The organism is Ruegeria sp. AG7 (assembly GCF_056541545.1).
In genome coordinates this window covers 15,422-31,298 of the sequence record NZ_JBQFYP010000027.1, presented here as the reverse complement: position 1 = coordinate 31,298, position 15,877 = coordinate 15,422, and the positions used below count along the sequence as shown (strand labels likewise).

Annotated in this window: 15 protein-coding genes and 3 pseudogenes; 5 read left to right on the top strand and 13 right to left on the bottom strand. The window is 56.9% G+C overall.

Features of this window, described 5'->3' with window-relative positions; all coding sequences use genetic code 11:
• Positions 1-194: 194 nt before the first annotated feature.
• A pseudogene (locus tag ACR0BF_RS19570) lies at positions 195-764 on the bottom strand (transposase); the annotation flags it as partial.
• 321 nt (positions 765-1,085) lie between these two features.
• Between ACR0BF_RS19570 and ACR0BF_RS19565 the strand changes: the two are divergent.
• The 5 genes and pseudogenes from ACR0BF_RS19565 to ACR0BF_RS19545 all read left to right on the top strand — a co-directional run.
• Entirely contained in the window at positions 1,086-1,760 is a 675-nt protein-coding gene (locus ACR0BF_RS19565) for a phosphatidylserine decarboxylase (protein ID WP_480495278.1), read from the top strand.
• Positions 1,761-1,772: 12 nt separating this feature from the next.
• On the top strand, positions 1,773-2,519 hold the full coding sequence (gene pssA, locus ACR0BF_RS19560) for a CDP-diacylglycerol--serine O-phosphatidyltransferase (RefSeq protein ID WP_480495276.1): 747 nt from the start codon (positions 1,773-1,775) through the stop codon (positions 2,517-2,519).
• A 9-nt stretch (positions 2,520-2,528) separates the two neighbouring features.
• Positions 2,529-3,152, top strand: a complete 624-nt coding sequence (locus tag ACR0BF_RS19555) for a class I SAM-dependent methyltransferase (RefSeq protein ID WP_480520792.1) — start codon at positions 2,529-2,531, stop codon at positions 3,150-3,152.
• Positions 3,153-3,247: 95 nt separating this feature from the next.
• Positions 3,248-3,960, top strand: a pseudogene (locus tag ACR0BF_RS19550) (IS6 family transposase).
• Between the two features lie 52 nt (positions 3,961-4,012).
• Positions 4,013-4,087 (top strand): annotated as a pseudogene (locus ACR0BF_RS19545) (IS6 family transposase); the annotation flags it as partial.
• A 66-nt stretch (positions 4,088-4,153) separates the two neighbouring features.
• Here ACR0BF_RS19545 and ACR0BF_RS19540 read toward each other — a convergent pair.
• From ACR0BF_RS19540 to ACR0BF_RS19485, 12 genes are all read right to left on the bottom strand, one after another.
• Positions 4,154-4,849 carry an RraA family protein gene (locus ACR0BF_RS19540; protein ID WP_480607618.1) on the bottom strand — a complete coding sequence of 232 codons (696 nt, stop codon included), beginning with the start codon at positions 4,847-4,849 and terminating at the stop codon, positions 4,154-4,156.
• Positions 4,846-5,541 (bottom strand): alpha/beta fold hydrolase, encoded by a 696-nt coding sequence (locus tag ACR0BF_RS19535; RefSeq protein ID WP_480607614.1) that lies wholly within the window; start codon positions 5,539-5,541, stop codon positions 4,846-4,848. Before ACR0BF_RS19535 ends, ACR0BF_RS19540 begins: the two co-directional genes overlap by 4 nt.
• A complete protein-coding gene (locus ACR0BF_RS19530) occupies positions 5,538-6,662 on the bottom strand; it encodes a cobalamin-independent methionine synthase II family protein (RefSeq protein ID WP_480625606.1) in 1,125 nt (374 codons plus the stop codon). The genes ACR0BF_RS19535 and ACR0BF_RS19530 overlap by 4 nt, the downstream gene beginning before the upstream one ends.
• 102 nt (positions 6,663-6,764) lie before the next feature.
• Positions 6,765-7,727 (bottom strand): cupin domain-containing protein, encoded by a 963-nt coding sequence (locus tag ACR0BF_RS19525; protein WP_480625605.1) that lies wholly within the window; start codon positions 7,725-7,727, stop codon positions 6,765-6,767.
• Between the two features lie 151 nt (positions 7,728-7,878).
• Positions 7,879-8,853: a nuclear transport factor 2 family protein gene (locus tag ACR0BF_RS19520; protein ID WP_480520784.1), complete on the bottom strand. Its 975-nt coding sequence runs from the start codon at positions 8,851-8,853 to the stop codon at positions 7,879-7,881.
• Positions 8,850-9,869 carry a LacI family DNA-binding transcriptional regulator gene (locus ACR0BF_RS19515; RefSeq protein ID WP_480477938.1) on the bottom strand — a complete coding sequence of 340 codons (1,020 nt, stop codon included), beginning with the start codon at positions 9,867-9,869 and terminating at the stop codon, positions 8,850-8,852. The genes ACR0BF_RS19520 and ACR0BF_RS19515 overlap by 4 nt, the downstream gene beginning before the upstream one ends.
• Positions 9,869-10,636: an SDR family NAD(P)-dependent oxidoreductase gene (locus tag ACR0BF_RS19510; protein WP_480520782.1), complete on the bottom strand. Its 768-nt coding sequence runs from the start codon at positions 10,634-10,636 to the stop codon at positions 9,869-9,871. Before ACR0BF_RS19510 ends, ACR0BF_RS19515 begins: the two co-directional genes overlap by 1 nt.
• Position 10,637: 1 nt before the next feature.
• Positions 10,638-11,687 carry an ester cyclase gene (locus tag ACR0BF_RS19505; RefSeq protein WP_480625604.1) on the bottom strand — a complete coding sequence of 350 codons (1,050 nt, stop codon included), beginning with the start codon at positions 11,685-11,687 and terminating at the stop codon, positions 10,638-10,640.
• An 83-nt stretch (positions 11,688-11,770) separates the two neighbouring features.
• Entirely contained in the window at positions 11,771-13,111 is a 1,341-nt protein-coding gene (hisD, locus tag ACR0BF_RS19500; protein ID WP_480625603.1) for a histidinol dehydrogenase, read from the bottom strand.
• A gap of 11 nt (positions 13,112-13,122) precedes the next feature.
• Complete coding sequence (locus ACR0BF_RS19495; protein WP_480625602.1) at positions 13,123-13,653, bottom strand: ester cyclase; 531 nt, start codon at positions 13,651-13,653, stop codon at positions 13,123-13,125.
• A 133-nt stretch (positions 13,654-13,786) separates the two neighbouring features.
• A complete protein-coding gene (locus ACR0BF_RS19490) occupies positions 13,787-14,815 on the bottom strand; it encodes an ester cyclase (RefSeq protein ID WP_480625601.1) in 1,029 nt (342 codons plus the stop codon).
• 179 nt (positions 14,816-14,994) lie between these two features.
• Positions 14,995-15,876 (bottom strand): carbohydrate ABC transporter permease, encoded by an 882-nt coding sequence (locus ACR0BF_RS19485; RefSeq protein WP_480477928.1) that lies wholly within the window; start codon positions 15,874-15,876, stop codon positions 14,995-14,997.
• Position 15,877: the final 1 nt, after the last annotated feature.

Below are 15,877 nucleotides of genomic sequence, written 5' to 3'. Positions count from 1 at the left end.
AGATCGGGCGATACAAACAGGTCATCGGACTGGAACTGCGCAGCCGCAACATGGAGACCCAGACAACCGAAGCCCGCATCGCTGTCAAAGCCCTCAACCGCATGACCCGTCCAGGTCGTGCGACCTAGGAACGTGTCGCATAACGAACCGGGGAAAGGGGCAAATGCGGCCCAAGCGCTATTCGTGCAACGCGGTCTTTCGACGCGCTTGTCATTCACCTGCCAGCCCGCATCTCTCGGCAAAGCCGCGATCCGGCGATAACCGTAGCGGCCATACTGGCGGGCCAATTCTATCATGTCCGCCACCAGGCGCTTCTCATCAGTTCGACCTTTCGGCAGCTTTCGCTGTGTGGATCGGTGCTGTTTCAGGACACGACACGCCCCCTCTCATCGTTTGCTTTGCAAACGACTGCCGGGCAGCGGGACGTTCTGAGACACGCAGTTTGCGGCGCACATGGTTGATGCAGGCACGGCGACGGGCGGGGCTCAGTAGTTTCCCTTGGCCGCCTCCGTCAGGATCAGTTTGTCCAGGGTAAGATCCGAGACGGCCTTTCGAAGACGCTCATTCTCCTTTTGAAGGCGCTTGAGTTTCTTCAACTGATCCGTACCCATTCCGCCGTACTTTTTCTTCCAGCGATAATAGGTCTGTTCAACAAGACCAATCTGCCGGATTGCATCCAGGCGGGACATGCCTTGCCCCATCAATATCTCAACCTGTCGCAACTTCGAGACAATCTCTTCCGGCTTCGGTCGCTTGTTCGCCATGTGGTTCCTCCGTTTTCTTAACCATAACGGTGGACCACTTCAGTTGGGGAGGCTCACTGCGTTCAGTAAAATTGGATTGCCACTTGGAAGAGGATGGCGGATTGGTGGATCAGAGTAAACGACCCCAAACTTACCAGGCGTCTGCACATTTCGACCAACCTGGAACAAGGGACGCATCGTCGGCCAGAAGCGACGGCACTGGCCGAAACAGGTTTGTGCATCAGATATCGTCAACGGATGAACTGACTGCGCTCGTCACACTTGCGTTCCTCACCAATCCTCCTATGAAAGTGCAATAAATTGATCGGGGGAAAGCTTGCGATGCGCATGCGCGATACGTTCATCAAACCGATGCACCCTGAAGGTATTCGGTTTGTCGCAATCTTTGCCGCAATAGCTGTCGGCCTGTTTTTACTTTCTGACATTCTGGGTTGGATTGGCGTCGGTCTCACGATCTGGTGTTACTATTTCTTTCGCGACCCGGAACGGGTGCCGCCGACGGAAGAGGGTTTGATCGTCAGCCCGGCGGACGGGGTGGTTTCGCTGATCGAAGCGGCGGTACCTCCGAGCGAACTTGGGATGCCCGACGCGCCGCTTACCCGTGTCAGCGTGTTCATGAGCGTCTTCAACTGCCATGTAAACCGAACGCCAGTTGAAGGTGAGATTGCCGCTGTTGCCTATCGCCCCGGCAAGTTTTTCAACGCATCCCTGGACAAGGCCAGTGCCGACAACGAACGCAACAGCTTGCGTATTCGTATGGCAAACGGTCAGGATCTGGCTGTTGTCCAAATTGCGGGCCTAGTTGCCAGACGGATCGTCTGCTTCGTAAAACCCGGTGACAAGCTGCAAACCGGAGAACGGTTTGGATTGATCCGGTTCGGATCTCGGTTGGATGTTTATCTTCCTGATGGTGTCGAGCCACAGGTGCGTGTCGGGCAAACGATGATTGCGGGCGAAACCGTCCTAGCTAGTTTGCGCACACCTGAACAAAAATAGGTGGTGGGATCTGTGGCAAAACCATCTAAGCAGGAAGAGACCGGGTTCGCGCTGATCCATTTGTTGCCCAATGCGCTGACCATAACAGCTATATGCGCGGGCCTGACGGCGATCAGATTTGGTGTACAGGGCAATTACGTGCTTGCGGTGCAGCTCATTATTGCTGCTTGCGTGCTGGATGGGTTGGACGGGCGTATTGCGCGCCTGCTCAGCAGTGACAGCAAAATCGGAGCGGAACTAGATTCACTCGCAGATTTTCTGAACTTCGGAGTGGCCCCGCCGCTCGTTCTTCATTTTTGGGCCTTGCAGGATATTCAAAACGCAGCGTGGCTTGCCGTCCTGTTTTATGCGGTATGCTGCGTGATGCGCCTTGCCCGTTTCAACGTGGGTAGCAAATCCGAAGCCTGTGATCAGAACGATGCCTATTTCAAAGGGGTCCCGGCCCCTGCGGGGGCGCTGTTGGTGATGCTGCCAATGTATGTTTCCTTCGCTTTTGCAGATGCCCCGCTGCTGCCCGGCATATTGATTTGTCTTTACATGGTGGTCATCGGTCTGCTGCTCATCAGCCGGATACCAACCTGGTCTTTCAAGACGACGCGGATCTCGCGCGAGAATGCAAAATACTTTCTCATCGGGGTCGCTGTTGTTGGCGCGGCGCTGCTGACCTATCCCTGGGTCACGCTGATCGCGCTTTGCGTTGGATATGTGGGAACGGTTGCCTGGGCCTGGCGTGGCAAGGAAGTCTCTTCTAACCGTTAAGGACCTGATATGGACATAAAAGCCGTTCAAAACTCCTATGCTCGATGGGCGCCCGTCTATGACAAGACGTTTGGAGCCATCACCTGTGTTGGGCGGCAGCACGCGGTTGACTATATCAATAGACACCCGGGCAAAGTACTGGAGGTCGGCGTGGGCACTGGTCTGTCACTGGAACACTACAAGCCCGAGATGCAGGTGACAGGGATCGATTTCAGCGAGGAGATGCTGAAAAAGGCCCGCGACAAAGTGGAAGCCCAATCACTGAGTCACGTCGAGGAGCTGCGGCAAATGGATGCCCGCTCGCTTGATTTTCCGGACAACCACTTCGATACGGTTGCGGCGATGCATGTGCTGTCCGTCGTTCCCGAACCGGAAAGGGTGATGGCAGAAATAGCGAGGGTCTGCAAACCGGGCGGCAGAGTGGTAATCACCAACCACTTCCAACGAAAGCGGGGTTTGATTGCTTCCCTTGAACGGGTTTTTGCCCCGCTTGCAAACACAATTGGTTGGCATTCTGATTTCGAAATCGACACAGTATTGCAAGAGGATGTACTGACCGTCGGAGAGCAAAGAACCCTGCCACCGCTGGGGATGATGACCTTTTTGGTTTTGACGAAAACAGCATTTGCATAACGGCCTTGTCAACAATTCTCGTGGCCCACAAACTAGGAATTGAGCAACAGGCATTGCCAAGTTGATCGCGCTGTCCTTTTCGGATAGCGCGTAACATGACCATACCGACTTCATTGCTGCGGCTGAAAGGCTTCCGTTTTCCTCGCGAAATCATCGCTTATGCGGCGTGGGCATATCATCGGTTTGCGCTCAGCTCGGCAGATGTGGAGGGTTTGTTGGGGGAGCGCGGCGTGATCGTCAGCCGCGAAGCCATTCGCCTTTGGGTGAACCGTTTAGGGTCTCAGTTTGCCGATTGTATCCGACGAGACCGGCCCCAGCCGCACGACAAATGGCATATGGACGAAGTGGTCGTCCCGATCAACGGCGTGAAACATTGGCTGTGGCGTGCAATCGATGGCAATGGAGATGTACTCGACATTCTGATCCAGCCTCGCCGCAATGCCAAAGCCGCAAAGCGTTTTTTCGGTCGATTTGTTGTTGCCTATGGCGAACCACGTGTCGTTATCACGGACAAGCTGCGTAGCTTTATACCAAGCCGTTCAAGGTCATCGCGCCGGGCGCCGACCATCGGGCGCACAAGGGGCTCAACAACCGGACCGAAGGGTCACACCGGCCGACGCAAAAGCGGGAAAAGATGATGGGTCGGTTTAAATCACTAACCTAAGAGCAACGATTTCTCGTCGCCCATAACCAAATCAATACGATCTTTCGCCCCCGCCGCTATCGCCTTTCCACTCTCTCCTACCGCCATGTCAGCGCCGACGCGTTCAAGCTGTGGCAAGGTTATGCTACCGGGCTATCGGCTTGATTGCGCGGTCTCACGCTTATTCCAATCCACTTCTGATGACTTGGCAATGCCGGTCAACATAATCCGCAAAGGTCAATTCACGCCTGGGCTCCGCCCGTTTCAGCAGTTTATCCAACTGGTAGGATAATCGCCTCTCCAGTTCCATCCTTTCAGTTCTCGAAGAAACTTGCGGAAGACCCAGACGGTCCCAAGTTTAAGTCCGAGAGGCTTCAAACGCCGCCCATGCTTTTTCGAAGGCATCGAAATCGAACCCGGTTGCGCGGGCGGGATCCAGAATCAGTTTTTCGGTTTCAAGCAACTTGATGATCGCCCGTTCAAGCTTGCCCACGACTTCGGGCGGGATAACCAGCGCGCCATGCCGGTCCGCGTGCACGAGATCGCCATCCTTGATCACAAGGCCGAAAACTGTCACCGGTGTGCCAATCTCTTTTACGTGCACAAACCCGTGGCTTGGCCCGACAGACCCTGCAACTACCGGGAATCCATCCGGCAGGTCGCCGAGGTCCCGCATCACGCCGTTGGTCAGAGCGCCGCTGATGCCAAAGCCTTTGTGGACCGTCGTATTGATCTCGCCCCAAAAGGCGCCGACGCAATCTGGATAATCAAGATCCTCAACCACGGTGACAGCCGGGCCACTCCCACTTGCCATATGCCTGTAATAGTCCATCCGACGTTGGCGGATCACCTCAGGCGGTTCTGACGGCGGGCTCACAGCAGCGATCTTCGCTGTACGGGCATATCCCACCATCGCCCCCGCATCGGGATCAGAACACAACATCGTGCCCCAGGTAAATTCACTGAATCCGCGCTTGCCCTGCGCCACTTCGATGGCGTTACAAACAGTCGGAGTGTCGACCTTTTTCAGCAGGTCCAGCAAGGATTGGTTCATATCATCTCCAGCCAGCGGATCAGGGCCGCCGTTGTTTGTTGCGGTTGTTCCAATGTCGGCAGGTGGCCGGCGTTTTCGATGATCTCCAACCGGCTTTGTGGCATCAGCTCGTGCATCAACTCATGCCTTGAGACGGGGCACAGGCCATCGTCGCGCCCACAGAGAATGAGTGCTGTGTCGGTGAAGTTGCGCAGAGTGTTGCTCTGGTCAGGGCGATCACGCAGGGCTTTGGATTGATTGACGAAAACGTCCGGGCCAAGATCCATGGCCATGTCCATGCACAAATCCAGAATGGCGGCGCGGCGCGGACCGTCCGTCAGGTAGTTCGGTTTCATCTCTTCGGCCATAACCTTGCGCAGGTTGCCACGTCCGACGGCCTCAATCTGAGGGCTGCGCGTTGCTTTGACCTCGTCCAATTCAGCAAGTGGGTTCGTGTCCATCAATGCCAGACCAGCCACACGGTCCGGTGCCTGACGCAGGATTTCCATTCCCACGATGCCGCCCATCGAGAGCCCCGCCAGAGCAAAGCGTTTGGGTGCATAGACTAACACATCGGCGGCCAGCGCCTGCATCGTTTCATGGCCTCCGATTGGTGGGCACAGGATCGGGTATTTGCCTGATAAAGCGTCAATCTGCGGAGCGAACAACCGCGCATCGCACATCATTCCGGGCAGGAGGACAAGTGGCGTCATTTGACCAGGGCAGCCCCTTCGGCAAGTGCGCCCAACTTGGCGTAGGCGATATCCGGATCTACCGCACCAAAGCCGGCAAAGGTGCCAAAGCCGCAGTCCGATCCGGCGATTACACGCTCAAGTCCAACGATTTTCGTAAACCGCTCGATACGCTGAGCAATCAGTTCCGGGTGTTCGACAAAATTGGTCGTGGTGTCCACCACACCGGGCACAAGAACCTTGTCATCCGGAATTTCACCCTTGCGGTCACGGAATACCGTCCATTCATGCGCGTGGCGCGGGTTCGAGGTTTCGAACAGTACATAGCGAGATTTGGTGGACATCAGCGTCGAAAACACCTTGTCCATGCCGATGTCGCAGCAATGTGGCCCCTCGTAATTGCCCCAGCAGATATGGACGCGCACCTTGTCGGCTGGGACATTTAGCAATGCGTGGTTCAATGCCTCAACATGCATGTTGGCGATTTTCACGAACTCGTCGTCGGACAGATCGGTGAACAGCATATGCCGCGACAGGGCCAGATCCGGGCAATCCAGCTGCAAATCCAGACCCGCACCAATGATGGTCTCATATTCTTCTTTCATCGCGTCGGCCAGCGCGGCCAGATAGGCCTCGCGCGTTGGGTAGAAGTCATTCTGCAGAAAAAGGGAAATTACCCCTGGGCTGGCGGCGTTCATAAAACCGCGCGCGACCCCTTGTTCGGTCATCGCCGCCTTGAGATTGTCTATGTCCTTCTGCAGCTCAACTTGCCCTATTGAGCGCACCTCGCCCACGCACATGGGCCGTGCATATTGGGGCGTGCCGCCATCATCCGCCAGACGTTGCAGATATCCGGGAAACATTTTGAGGTCTGCAGGCGCATTGCGCGGGCTGTCACCTGCAAAACCGGTATACCGGTCCTTGACGTAAGTGGCGTAAGAAATCTTTGAGGTCTCACCGTCCGAGACGATATCTACCCCAGCCTTGGCTTGTTTCCGCACGGTCTCGGACACGGCAGCGGTCATGCAGGCGTCAAATGCAGCCTGATCGAACGGTTCCTCTCGCTCGCGAGCAAAGATGAAATCAACGACCTTCTGATTTCGTGGCAGACTTCCCACATGGGTGGTTGAAACGCGGGTCATGTCTTCATCTCCTTCCAAATCTTGATCCAGCACCGGGCCGGAAACCCGGCGCTGGATGCGCTAAGCGCGCCCCGAATGAAACCGGGACACGCAATTTTGGCTTTATGCACCCGTCCAGGTCGCGCCTGCCGGATCGTCGGTTGCGGTGATACGATACAGCCCCGCTTCTCCGGTCATCGACGGCTCGGCGCTGTAGCTTTCGCCGGGCAGAACCAGTGCGGTGTCGCCGTTGGACAGGGTGGTCTCGACCTCATTGATCCTGATGCGCCAATGGCCGCTGGCCGGCATCAGAACCACGGGTTTGTCCGCCTTGACCTGTTCGGCCACGGCCGAGCCACGGGTCAGGAAATCAACCTCGAACCCTGGCTTGTCCTTGATCAGGCCGTTTTCACCGATCACAACCGCAGGCTTGTCCGCCGCCAGCGCCATCAGGTCCCAGTAGCGGGCGACATATTTGCCGATCACCGCCTCAACGGGAACCTCGGGATAGGCTTTCAGTTCTTCCTCGGTCAGCAATGGCATGGGCTGCACATTGTGCGGCAGTTCCTCGCCCTTCTTGCTGTCATAGAGAACGCCATTGTTGCCCAGCACCAGGCCATGGGCCTGCGCGTCCTCGATCACCTGAGGCGCCCAGGTCACGCCGCCACCGGCATCGTCGCCCCCCAACATCGACATGATCATGCCATAGTCCTGGCCGACATTCTCGAACCCGCGGAAGATGCCGGTCGGGATGTTGAAGATGTCACCTTCTTCAGCGATGAACTCGCCCGCCGTGCCATAACGACCCCAGAAGAACCGCCATCGACCTTTAGCAACAAAGAACACCTCGGCGGTAGTGTGACTGTGCAGTGAGTTGCGGCATTTCGGCGGTTGCCCCGCTGCGCCGATGTTGAACCCGATCTTGTCGGTGATGTGGACGTGCTGATCCGGGCTTTCGCTGACGCCGCCGCCAATGATTGTAAAGTTCTCTTTCTGGTCTGAACCTGGCGTGTGGGCGTCGATGAACGCGGTTTTACAAGGCTTCAGTTCGCCATAACGGACGATGCGGCTTTCGATGGTACTCATATCTTTTCTCCTTTTGATTTGGGTTTGATGAAATCAATCCAAACCACCCGGCGGGCGATTGTTCAGCCGCCGGGCGCGCAGGCTAGCGCGATGGGCGTGGTACCGCCGCAACGCCTGCCCGGCATCCAGATTTGAGATACGGTTCGACATTCTAGAGATCACCGGTCTTCAGCAGAATCTGTTTCCAGATCGAGGTTTCGTCAAACAAGGTGTATTCTTTGCGCAGACCCCACGGACCGAACTCGGCGTGGCTGATGCCCAGCACAAAGACCTCGGCCCCTGTGGGCACGCCGAACACGCCCCAGCCGTCATGCTTGCCGTGCAAAGACCAGCGGATCGCGGCGCGCGGCGGCATCATCGGGTCGTCACGGCCGATCTGATGGTGGATCTTGAATTCGGCACGTGGGAACGCTGCGCGCAGACCCATCCAGAACCTATCAACCGGCCCCCAACTGTGGCCGGTCGTGCCGCAGGGATATTCTGACAGAACAGCGCGGTCGTATTCAGCCTCGATCACCCTCATATCGGCATTCATGATCCGGGTCAGGATATCCGCGTATTTCTGGCCCCATTCACTGTCATTGCCACGGCCTTTATAGGGGCCGGGCCTATCGTTCGCGGGCGTGAGGGGCTGCACGCAGGCGTCTGGCCCACCCTCGCGCGCGATCAGATCGCGGGCGTATTCCTTGGGATCCCAGCCCATCTGCTGCACGATCGCGCTCTGGTCGCGGATGAGCCACTCATCGTTGATCTGGTTGTTTATTGCGTGGCAGTCGGCAAGAATGCGGTAGATCAGTTTCTTGCCAGTCGCCTTGCCATAAACACCGTCACCGAGATGGCTCGCGGTGGATAAAAGGCGATGCGACGACAGCATGCCCTCTTCTGGCGTTCCCGACCAGATCACATCCTCGCCCAACAGTGTACGATCAGGGAACTCTGCAAGGGTCGCCATAGTGGCAGCAATGACATTCTGATTTCCGACAACCACCGACCCAGGCGAACGCACGACGATGTCCGGGGCATAATAGTCGTGCAGCGTCGCAATGCCGCGATCTTCCCAGATTTCTTTGGTGATTCCTATTATGTAATCGGGAAAGTCTTTGAATTTGGGATTAAATCCCTTCATGTCTTCCATCCTTCAGGTATGCGGGCGGAGCCTCGAACAATCAGCGGCCCGTCAATCTCGACCCGACGCGGGCCGGCATCGGGGTCCTCAATCTTGCCAAGCAGAATATCGACAGTTTCGGTGACCATGCGATTGGCAGGCTGTCGAATGGTGGTCAGGTTGTAGGCTGGCCATGAGGCGACAGTGACATCGTCGTACCCGATGACCGAAACGTCGCCCGGAACATTCAGCCCTAATTCGAACCGCAGCGTGTCCATCACGGAAATGGCCATGTGATCGTTGGCGACAAACACAGCATCAGGCGGATCGGCTTCGAACATCCTCAGCGTGGCTTGCCGGGCTTCTTCCGTCGAAAAATTTCCTACCTCACGGGCGTGCAGCGTAACCCCGGCTTTCTGCAAGGCGGCAACAAACCCTGTTTCGCGGTCACGCTGGGTCGAAGCTCCTTCCCACCCGGCGATATATCCAATCTTTTGGTGCCCAGCTGCCAACAGGAACTCAGCCGCCTTTCGACCACCGGCAACGTTGTCGGATGTAACTGACGACATTGCCGTGTCATCTTGTGCCCGATTGAACAACACCATCGGTATACCGGCCGTTCGGCAGCGGTCGGACAAATCCGAGGACAAAGCCACCGAAGCGGCGATGATCCCTTCGACCTGAAAGTCGAGTATTTCTTCGACCACATTGTCGATGTTTCCAGACTCATGCGAAGCCATGAATATCAGCACGTGGTATCCACGTTCCTGTAACGTGTTTGTCAGCTTCTCCAGCGCCTCGGGATAGAACTGGTTGTTCAGATAGGCCACGACAAGCCCGATGATCCGGCTTTTCCCGGACACCACAGCGCGGGCCAGAACGTTCGGGCGATAGCCCAGTTCCTTGGCCGCCTTGCGCACCTTTTCAACGGTTTTTTTCGACGCCGACGCGCCGGGGGTGAACACACGGCTGACCGCAGATTGGCTGACCCCGGCGAGACGGGCAACTTCCAGTGATGTAACTTTTTGTGTCGCCATCAGTCTGCCGTCCAACCTCCGTCAACTATCAATGCCGTGCCCGTCACCAGCGCCGACGCGTCCGAGGCCAGATAAACCACCGCCCCCATGATGTCCTCAATCTCTCCCGGGCGACCCAGTTTTATTTTGTCCAGAATCCAGGCCCGCTTATCCGGATCGTCGAAAGTCGACTTTGTCAGATCCGTCAGAATGAAGGTGGGGCAAATCGTGTTAACCCGGATCTTTGACGGTCCGAACTCAAGCGCCATCGCCTTGGTGAAGCCTTCAACCGCGAATTTCGACGCACAATAAACCGCGCGTTCGCGACCACCAACATGGCCCATCTGGCTAGAGATATTGATCAGTGAACCGGGACGGCCGACGTCGAGCAGGCCTTTGGCAACAGCCTGGGTCAGGAAATATGCACCTTTGACATTGACCCCTATCACCGCATCGAAATCTTCAGGCTGTGTTTCCACGGCCTTGCCGTGTCGGGCAAGCCCGGCTGAGTTCAGCAGAATATCGAACGGCCCATTTTGCGCTACAGCTTCAGCGGTTGCCGCCACGTCCGAAACATCCAGTTCCAGAACCCTGGCAGACCATCCCTGCGCCGACATATCTTTTGCAATATCCTGCAGCGCACCTGCACGGCGCGCTGCCAAAGTGACCTCAGCACCATGTTCCGCCAGCGCCACAGCGCAGGCCATGCCTATGCCCGACGAGGCTCCGGCGACCAAAGCTCGCTTGCCGCTCAGGTCGAAACTGGGGGTGCTGGGAAAATGTGGCATATCAGACCTCGCCGACCGGGAATGGGATGGTGCCCGGTACACGTGCCTTATTGAACTCACGCAGTCGGGCAAAAACATCTACGCCCAATTGCAGATACGCGTCCAGCAGATCGACCAACACCCAATTCTCGCGGATCAGCCCACCTTCCAGACGCCAGAAATCAAGTGACTTCAAAGTGATCCGTTTGCCCGAAGACGCAATCCCCATCCAGCCGTCATGGGTGACGGTCTGGATCATGTTCGGCCAGCCGGTCACAGCGGCGTAGTCGCCATCACCAAAAAAATGAAAGGTAATCTCGTCAGCGTGCTGGCCACGATCGGGCATTCCGTTGAGGAAGGGAATCTGGTGCCAGTTGCGGAATCCCGCGATACCGCGCGCTGTCCCGATCCCGGCGGGGCCGTACCAGTTCATGCGCGGATGCCAGAACCGCTCCATCTCCATCACTTCGGGCCCACCCTGGCTGGGGTGTTTCTCAAGATGTTTCAGCATGTCGACGATATGATTGCACGAGGCCAGAGATTTCACCTCATCCCACGGTCCGGATACAACGCCATCCAGAGACGCCGGGCCGGGGATGCAGAACTCCAGCCCCAGAGACGGGGCCATTGGCCAGGCATTCGCCTGCATCATGACTTCGGGAATATCCCAGAGTGTCTGGATCTCGACAACCTTGCCTTCTTCGAAACGGTAGAATTCGTGGAACCGCATATGGACCAAATGCCCGGTCGGCGGGATGTCCAGCCAGGGGGCGACAAAGGTGCCGAAGTAGTGGCCGCCGCAGCCGACCCAGTCGTTGCCCTGTTCTGTCCGACCACCCATGACGATCCAGTCGCGACGCTCAAGATCGGGCATGGATTTTAGTATCGGCGCATAACAGGTGTCATAGAGTTCCTGCGGGCCGGTCAGATCTCCGAATGGATACAACATGTGGATGGCAGCATCGGGCGCGATTACTGCCTCTAGCGCAGCTCGTGCCCCAGCTTCGTCGAATTTATACATAGCCTCGCGCAGGGGCGCGATCAGGGCCTTGTGGGTAGAGTGAGTATCCATTGCGAAATCTCGCATCGTGTTAACTTCTTATCCAAAAAATTCTGTAGCGCCACGTTCGATTCCGGGCGCAAGATTCGTCCCGCTTACGAGGACGCCTCGGCCGTCTCGCGATATGGTGCGCCTTCACCATAGGGCACGTTGATGCCCCCGTAACGCCGGAGGCGGATGTTGCATTGTTCGGCATGGCCGACAAAGCCTTCCAGCATGCACAGGCGCGAGCCGTATTCGCCGATCATCGCCGCGGCCTCATCAGTGACAACTTTCTGATAGCTGTGGGTTTTCATGAATTTGCCGACCCAGAGCCCGCCGGTATAGCGCCCGGCCTTCTTGGTCGGCAGTGTATGATTGGTTCCGATCACCTTGTCGCCGTTGGCCACGTTGGTGCGCGGCCCCAGGAACAGCGCGCCATAACAGGTCATGTTTTCCAGAAACCAGTCGTCGCGGTCGGTCATGACCTGAACGTGCTCGGAGGCAATGTCTTCGGCCATTTGCAGCATCTCGTCATAGGTGTCGCAGACGATGACCTCGCCATATTCTTCCCAGCTGACTTTGGCGGTACCTGCGGTGGGCAGGATTCCGAGGATACGGTCGATCTCGCTCAGTGTTTCTTGGGCCAGCTTGTGCGAGTTGGTGACGAGAATGCAGGGGCTGTTATAACCATGCTCGGCCTGTCCCAGCAAATCGGTCGCACAAAGCTCGGCATCTGCAGCAGTTTCATCGGCGATGACCATCGTCTCGGTCGGACCCGCGAAAAGATCGATACCGACGCGGCCAAACAGCTGGCGCTTGGCTTCGGCCACAAAGGCGTTGCCGGGGCCAACCAGCATGTGAACCGGATCAATGGTCTCAGTCCCGATCGCCATGGCGCCGATGGCCTGGATCCCACCCATCACGTAGATCTCGTGGGCACCGCCCAGATGCATCGCTGCGATTACGGCCGCATTGGGTTTGCCCTGAAACGGCGGGGTACACGCTATGATGCGCGGAACACCCGCAACCTTTGCTGTTGCGACCGACATATGCGCCGATGCCACCATCGGGAACTTGCCGCCCGGCACGTAGCAGCCAACCGACTGCACAGGGATGTTCTTGTGACCCAAAATCACTCCTGGCAGAGTTTCAACCTCGATATCCAGCATCGAGTCGCGTTGTGCCTGCGCAAAGTTCGTCACCTGCTTCTGCGCGAATTTGATATCGGCCAGTTCGCGTTCAGTCAGCGAGTTGATCAATTCGTCGATCTGATCCTGGCTTAGACGGAAACTTTCCGGCGAGTAATTGTCGAACTTCTCTGACAGCTCACGCACAGCGGTATCGCCGCGGGTTTCGATATCCGCCAGCGTTGCCTCGACAACAGCTCGGGTTTTGGCATCGTCTTCTGCTCGGTCAGCTTCTGGTTTGCCGCGTTTCAGGTATTCAATAGCCATTGTCTCTATCCTCAGTTTTCGGGCCGGGGTGGAGTTTTTTCTCCCCGGTCAAATGCTTCCCAGCCTTCGCCATTGAACAGATCAACGCCAAGCTGCGCGGCGACATGGGCGAAATCGACGTTCACCCAGTTGTCAACGATCTTGCCGTCGACGACTTTCCAGAAATCCATATATCGGATCTCGACCCGCTTGCCGGTGGGCGCGATGCCCAAGAACTCGCCCGAATGAGTCGCCTCCTGTCGGCCAAAAGCGGCAGCCCACTCGCCCATGTAAAGTCGGGCCTCGTCGATGCAGGTCTTATCAGAAAATGCTGCCTGGAACGGGCGCTGCCAGTTGTTCTGAAACTCCTTGAGCCCAGTTTTGGTGCCGCAGCCCTGGTTGCCGATCCAGCGGAACCCTTCTGCGAAGAATTCGCCGATATCGTCGATGCGGTGATCATTCAAACCATCGACCATGCCCTCGACCACGGCGCGGGTTTCGTCTGTCTTGCTCATGTCCGTGTCTTTGGTCAGCACGGCCTGTTCGGGGCGGGAGCCCTTCATGTGTTTTTTTCCTTTTATGGTCACCAAGGGGTTTTCTGTGTCGACTGGGAAGGTCAGCCTGCTGTCAGAAAATCCCTTGGCATCCGGTTGAGCGCCGGGTGGCGAGCAATGGCGTTATGTCTGGCAGAACAGCTCATTGGGTCTGTTCAGAAATTTCGGCAAAAAGGTCGTAACCCAGTTGCAACAGCAGATGTGGAATATCGAGCATGCACCAGTTCTCGATGATCTTGCCGTCTGCGCAGCGCCACCAGTCGCAGTCACGCATAAAAACGCGCTTTCCCGTTGGCTCCAGGTCCAGGAAGGGTTTGACGTGGACGCCGGTGATCTGCGGCCAGCCGCACAGGAACGCATAGTCGCCATCCCCGGCCTTGCAATTCGAACCAACGCCGGTGACGCCTGCATCCGTGCCGTCGCCCCAGCCCTCGAACGTGTTTTCGAAAGGGGACTGGAAGCCGGCAAACGCATCCACTGTCGCATAAGAGCCTAGCCCGCCGGGACCGTACCACACCATTCGGTCATCCCAATAAGGTCGCCAGCTTTGGTCTTCGGTCGTCAGCTGTATTAGCATGTCCTCGACCAGATCTGCTGTGGCGCGTGACTGCGCTGGGTCTGATGGCCCAATGACGATGCCGTCATGAGTTGCCGGACCTGGCACGACACCTTCATAGCCCTGTAGGTTCAAAGGCCAGAGGCCGAGTGCGATGATCAGTTCTGCAAAGCCGAGGAAGACATAGGATTCGACGATCTTGCCATCTTCCATTCGGTGGAATTCACCAAACCGCAGAAATGCCAGTTTGCCACTGGGTGGAATACCACAAAGCGGTCGCGTGAAATGACCATGGAAATACCCGGTTGAGGTGACCCACTCGCTTCCCAGGTATTCGCCACCCGTGACCACATAGTTCTGACGGGTGAGCCCCTCGAACGCCTCTGATATCGCAAAGATGACAGAGCTGACGTAGCCGTTGCCATCGTGGGCTGCATTGATCGGATGGCTCGCTTCGGTAGTGGCCGTTGCGGCGAAAATCTCGCTGGCGGCCGTCTCCATGGTCTCGCCGAGGCCCTTATCAAAGCTTTCGAGAAACTGACGATAAAGCTGTTTGTTTTCAAACGTGGTTCCGGTAGCAATACCCATCGCTGGGCGATTTGCGCGCTTGTTCATGGCGCTTTCCTTTTTAGAACGTGTTCCTATTCGCTGTGACGGTGTGCTGGCACGAGGACCTGCGCGCATCAAAGCAAATGGAATTCGTCCCGGCCGACGGGCCCCGCGCGCAGCCAAGTTCAGGCTGGCTGCGTGCGCGTGGGCAGATACGGACTGAGGATGAGTGCGCCCCATTTGTGTCAGCCTTTCACAGCCCCGGCGGTCAGGCCGCCCACGATCTGACGCTGGAAGAACATCACCAGGAGGAACAGTGGAACTGTGGCTGAAACCACCGCCGCTACAGCAAACATCACGTTGCCCTCAGTCTGTGTTGTACCGAGGAAGGCGGCGATGGCAGGCACCATGGTGCGGTTGCTTTCGGACAGCAGCATCGCGCCCACAGCAAAATCGTTATAGGCCAACAGGAAGGAGAACAGCCCGGTGGTAATGACACCCGGCCACATCACCGGAATGATCACGCGTCGGAAAGCCTGAAACTGGTTGCATCCGTCGACCTTAGCACTTTCATCCAACTCGCTTGGGATGTTCTTGAAGAAGGAATGCAGCATCCACAGGGTGAACGGCTGGTTGATTGCCACCAGCACGATAATGGTGGTCGGAAGAATCCCCCAAACATTCCATTCAAAGAAGGGCAGAAGATATCCTGAGACCAGAGTGATTGGCGGCATTGCACGGAAAATCAACGCCGTGATCAAAAGCCAAAATGTGTAGTTATAGGTTGACCGCGAAAGGGCGTAACCCCCTAACGTTCCGATGGTCAGCGAGATGGTAACTACAAAGAAACACACGATCCCGGTGTTCAGAACATTGCGCCAGAACTCTTCCTGAATCCATGCGCCCTCATATCCGGTGGTGGTGAACGGCGAGCCATAAACCGCTTCGGTTCGGGCGCCGGTCAGGGCGTTGGTCCAGTCAGCGATCGAGAAGAAATCCAGCTCGACCTTGAACGATCCCCAAACCGTCCAAAGGAACGGAAAGGCGGCCAGGATAAACCAAAGGAGCACAAACAGGGACGAGGCGATCCGAAGGCTTGTAGGCATTCTTTGTGCGCGGCTGGCCATA